This window comes from Streptomyces sp., assembly GCF_050698815.1.
Lineage (GTDB): Bacteria > Actinomycetota > Actinomycetes > Streptomycetales > Streptomycetaceae > Streptomyces.
In genome coordinates, this window is the sequence record NZ_JBOHCV010000569.1 from 1 (window position 1) to 3,631 (window position 3,631).

4 protein-coding genes are annotated in these 3,631 nt (G+C 71.2%); 1 reads left to right on the forward strand and 3 read right to left on the reverse strand.

Annotated features, from left to right (window positions below; translation table 11 throughout):
• Positions 1-392: hypothetical protein (locus ACRDP3_RS20490; protein ID WP_431518433.1), on the forward strand; the 392-nt coding region annotated here is incomplete at its 5' end.
• A gap of 42 nt (positions 393-434) precedes the next feature.
• Here ACRDP3_RS20490 and ACRDP3_RS20495 read toward each other — a convergent pair.
• From ACRDP3_RS20495 to ACRDP3_RS20505, 3 genes are all read right to left on the reverse strand, one after another.
• Positions 435-1,283 (reverse strand): putative hydro-lyase, encoded by an 849-nt coding sequence (locus ACRDP3_RS20495; protein WP_431518434.1) that lies wholly within the window; start codon positions 1,281-1,283, stop codon positions 435-437.
• Positions 1,270-2,541: an MFS transporter gene (locus ACRDP3_RS20500; protein ID WP_431518435.1), complete on the reverse strand. Its 1,272-nt coding sequence runs from the start codon at positions 2,539-2,541 to the stop codon at positions 1,270-1,272. The genes ACRDP3_RS20495 and ACRDP3_RS20500 overlap by 14 nt, the downstream gene beginning before the upstream one ends.
• A 118-nt stretch (positions 2,542-2,659) precedes the next feature.
• Positions 2,660-3,349 carry a DUF2848 domain-containing protein gene (locus tag ACRDP3_RS20505; protein WP_431518436.1) on the reverse strand — a complete coding sequence of 230 codons (690 nt, stop codon included), beginning with the start codon at positions 3,347-3,349 and terminating at the stop codon, positions 2,660-2,662.
• Positions 3,350-3,631: the final 282 nt, after the last annotated feature.

Sequence of the window (3,631 nt, forward strand, 5' to 3'; positions counted from 1 at the left end):
CGTGCGTGCTGTGCGTCGGGCTGGGTGCCGCGGGCGCGGCCACGCTGGGCGGCGCGGACGCCGCTCCGGCGACGGTCGCCATGAAGCCCGTGGGGGCGTCGGGGATGAAGGCCGGCATCAGCGTCGCCGAGAAGCCGTGGGGGACGCGGCTGGACTGGTCCTGCGAGTACGAGAAGGCCTGGGGCGGGCAGGCGGACTCGAGCGCGAAGCGGTCCTACGAGCTCGTGATCACGGACAAGAAGGGCGGAGAGAGCGTCGTCGCCACCTGGGAGGCCGGCGGCAGATCGGCCCAGCACCTGGCCGCGTCGTCGCGCTTCCGCGCCGATGACATCCGCTCGGTGGACATCCGCTGGGTCGGCTCGCCCCAGCCGCTGGCCAGGACCGCCCTCTGATCCGCGCTCCGGGCCCGCCGCCCCGCCTTCCGGCCCGAGGGGCTACGCCAGCAGGTACTGGTCGTCCCGTACATCGGTGATGAGCATCCGGCCCGGGGCGTGCGTGATCGCGAAGGGGGGCCGGGAGGTCATCACGGCGGCCTGCGGTGTCACGCCGCAGGCCCAGAAGACGGGCACGTCGCCGGGCGGTACCTCGATCCGGTCGCCGAAGTCGGGCCGGTCCAGGTCCGTTATGCCGATGGCCGACGGGTCGCCGCTGTGCACGGGTGCGCCGTGTACGGCCGGCATCCGGCGGGTCACCTCGGTCGCCGTCTCCAGGAGGTGCTCCGGTACGGGCCGCATGGACACCACCATCGAACCGCGCAGCCGCCCGCCGGGGCGGCACTCGCGGTCCGTGACGTACATCGCGACGTTGCGTTCCTGTTCGACGTGGCGCAGCGGCACGCCCGCGTCGCCGAGCGCCCACTCGAAGGTGAAGCTGCACCCGATGAGGAAGGTCACCAGGTCCCCGCGCCACCGGCCGGTCACCTCGGCGGGCTCGTCGACGAGCTCGCCGTGCTCCCAGACCCGGTAGGCGGGCAGATCGGTGCGCAGGTCCGCGCCCGGCGCGAGCACGCTCGAGGTGTCCCCGGCGTCGGTCACATCGAGCACCGGGCAGGGCTTGGGGTTGCGCTGGCAGAACAGCAGCACGTCGTAGGCCCAGTCGGCCGGTACGGAGATGAGGTTGGCCTGGGTCCAGCCGGGCGCCCAGCCGGCGGTCGGGGTGGACGTGCCGCCGCGGAAGAGCGTCCGCGCCGCGTCGGGGCTGCCGGGGCCGGGGGACCGGGGCGTCGAGGCATCCGTCCCCGGCTTCCCCGGCCACCCCGGCGTCCCCGGGTCAGACCAGCTCACGGCCGCGCGTCTCGGGCAGTCCCAGCAGGGCGATGAGGGCGAGTCCGTAGCCGACGGCGCCGAAGATCAGCGCGCCGGCGACGCCCCAGCTGGTCGCGAGGAAGCCGACCAGGGTGGGGAAGAACGCGCCCACGGCGCGGCCGGTGTTGTAGACGAAGCCCTGCCCGGTGCCGCGGAGCGCGGTGGGGTAGAGCTCGGCGAGGTAGGAGCCGAAGCTGCTGAAGATCGCCGACATGCAGAAGCCGAGCGGGAAGCCGAGGATCAGCACCAGCGTGTTCGACCCGATCGGCACGTTGGTGTAGGCGACGACGCAGGTCGCGGAGAGTACGGCGAACAGCGCGATGTTGCGCTTCCGGCCCAGCTTGTCGGTGAGGTAGCCGCCGGTGAGGTAGCCGATGAACGCGCCGGAGATGAGGAACGTCAGGAACCCGCCGGTCCCCACGACGCTCAGGCCGCGGTCGGTCTTCAGATAGCTGGGCACCCAGGTGGCGAGCGTGTAGTAGCCGCCCTGGACACCGGTGGACAGCAGCACGCCGAAGAGTGTGGTGCGCAGCAGGCCGGGCTTGAAGATCGCCGCGAACGAACCGCGCTCGCGGCTGCTCCGGCGCGCCTCGGCCGCCTGCGGTGCGTCGGTGACGTTCCGCCGCACGTAGAGGATGAGCAGGGCGGGCAGTGCTCCGGTCCAGAACAGCACGCGCCAGGCGACCGACTCGTCCAGGAACTGGAAGACCACCGTGTAGACCACGACCGCCAGCGCCCAGCCGACGGCCCAGGAGCTCTGGATGACGCCGAGGGTGCGGCCACGGTGCTTCGCCGAGGCGTACTCCGCGACGAGGATCGCCCCCACCGCCCACTCGCCGCCGAAGCCCAGGCCCTGCAGGGCGCGGAAGACCATCAGGGTTTCGTAGTTGGGTGCGAAGCCGCACAGCAGCGTGAACAGGGCGTAGACGAGCACCGTCAGTATGAGCGTCTTCACCCGGCCGATGCGGTCGGCCAGGATGCCGGCGCCCGCGCCGCCGACGGCGGAGACGACCAGGGTTACCGTGGTGAGCAGGCCCGTCTGTCCGGTGCTGAGGCTGAAGTAGGCCGAGATGGCGACCATGCTCAGCGGCAGCGTGAAGAAGTCGTAGGAGTCGAGCGCGTAGCCGCCGAACGCGCCCGCGAAGGCGCGGCGCCCGCTGGCTCCGAGCTCGCGGAACCAGGCGAAGGCACCGGCGCCGCCGCCTTGGGCGGCACGCGGTATCGGGTCGGTCTTCATGTGCACCTCGCAGTTGGGGAGTGAGCGCCGCTGAAGGGTGGGCCCAACCTAGAGGATTGTTCAACGATCCTTCAAGGGGTCTGTTGCTGCTGGTGCACGCGCGCCGAAACCCATGCGCTCAGCCGATGGGAGGGGGCATGGGGACGACGTCGTATCCGAGAGAGATCTCACGCCCGGTCTCCGGGTCGGCGAGCCGCACGCGCCAGTGCCGGGCGAACTGATCCACGCCGTGGCGCATCGGGATGGTGCCGGAGATCAGAACGGTGCCCGGCTCCAGCTCGCCGCGCTCGCGCAGCACCTCGGTCCAGTGGTGCGGGGTCAGCAGTTCCGCGGCGGTGCCGTCCTGGATCAGCTCTTCGGTGCCGTCCGCGTCCGTCACCCACGCCTGCAGGGTCAGGCCGTCCAGGCGGTCGGCCACCTCCGCCAGCGGCCAGGCCCGGTCGGCGAGTACGTCGGGACCGGCGTTCTTACTCCAGGCCACGCCGTGCGCCTCGAGTTCACGGTCGGTGTGGTCGCAGGCGGCGGTCAGCAGCAGCTCGCCGGAATCGTCGACGATCAGCGCCCACTCCGCTTCGCCGGAGGTCCTCCCGTGCTGTACGGAGACCGTGTCGACCTGCTGCGCGAGGTAGGGGGAGACGGGGTAGAGCGCCGGGGTCGTGGTGGGGGCGGGGACTCCCAGTTCGGCCAGTTCCGCCACATGTGCGGCGACGTCCTGCTGGCTGCGGCCGGAGTATCCGGCGTTGAGCAGGCGCGTCACGGTCACGGTGCGCCGGCTGTCGTCCGGCAGTGTGAAGGAGAGGCTGGGCATGGGGATTCCTCCAGGTCGGGCTGGGTTCTCAAGCTGTTCTGCGCATATTCCGTGCCCCGAAGGGTTGCGCATACGAGCTGTATACAGCAAGTATGCTCCACGTATCAAAGGTCCTGACGTGAGGGAGCCCCGTGGACCAGAACATTCCGCACCGGACGGCGGCCAATGAGCCGGGCCCGCAAGGCCCCGACCGCAGAACGATGACGAAGGCGTTCGTCGCCAGCCTCACCGGGACGTCGCTGGAGTGGTACGACTTCGCCGTCTACTCGGCCGCGTCGGCGC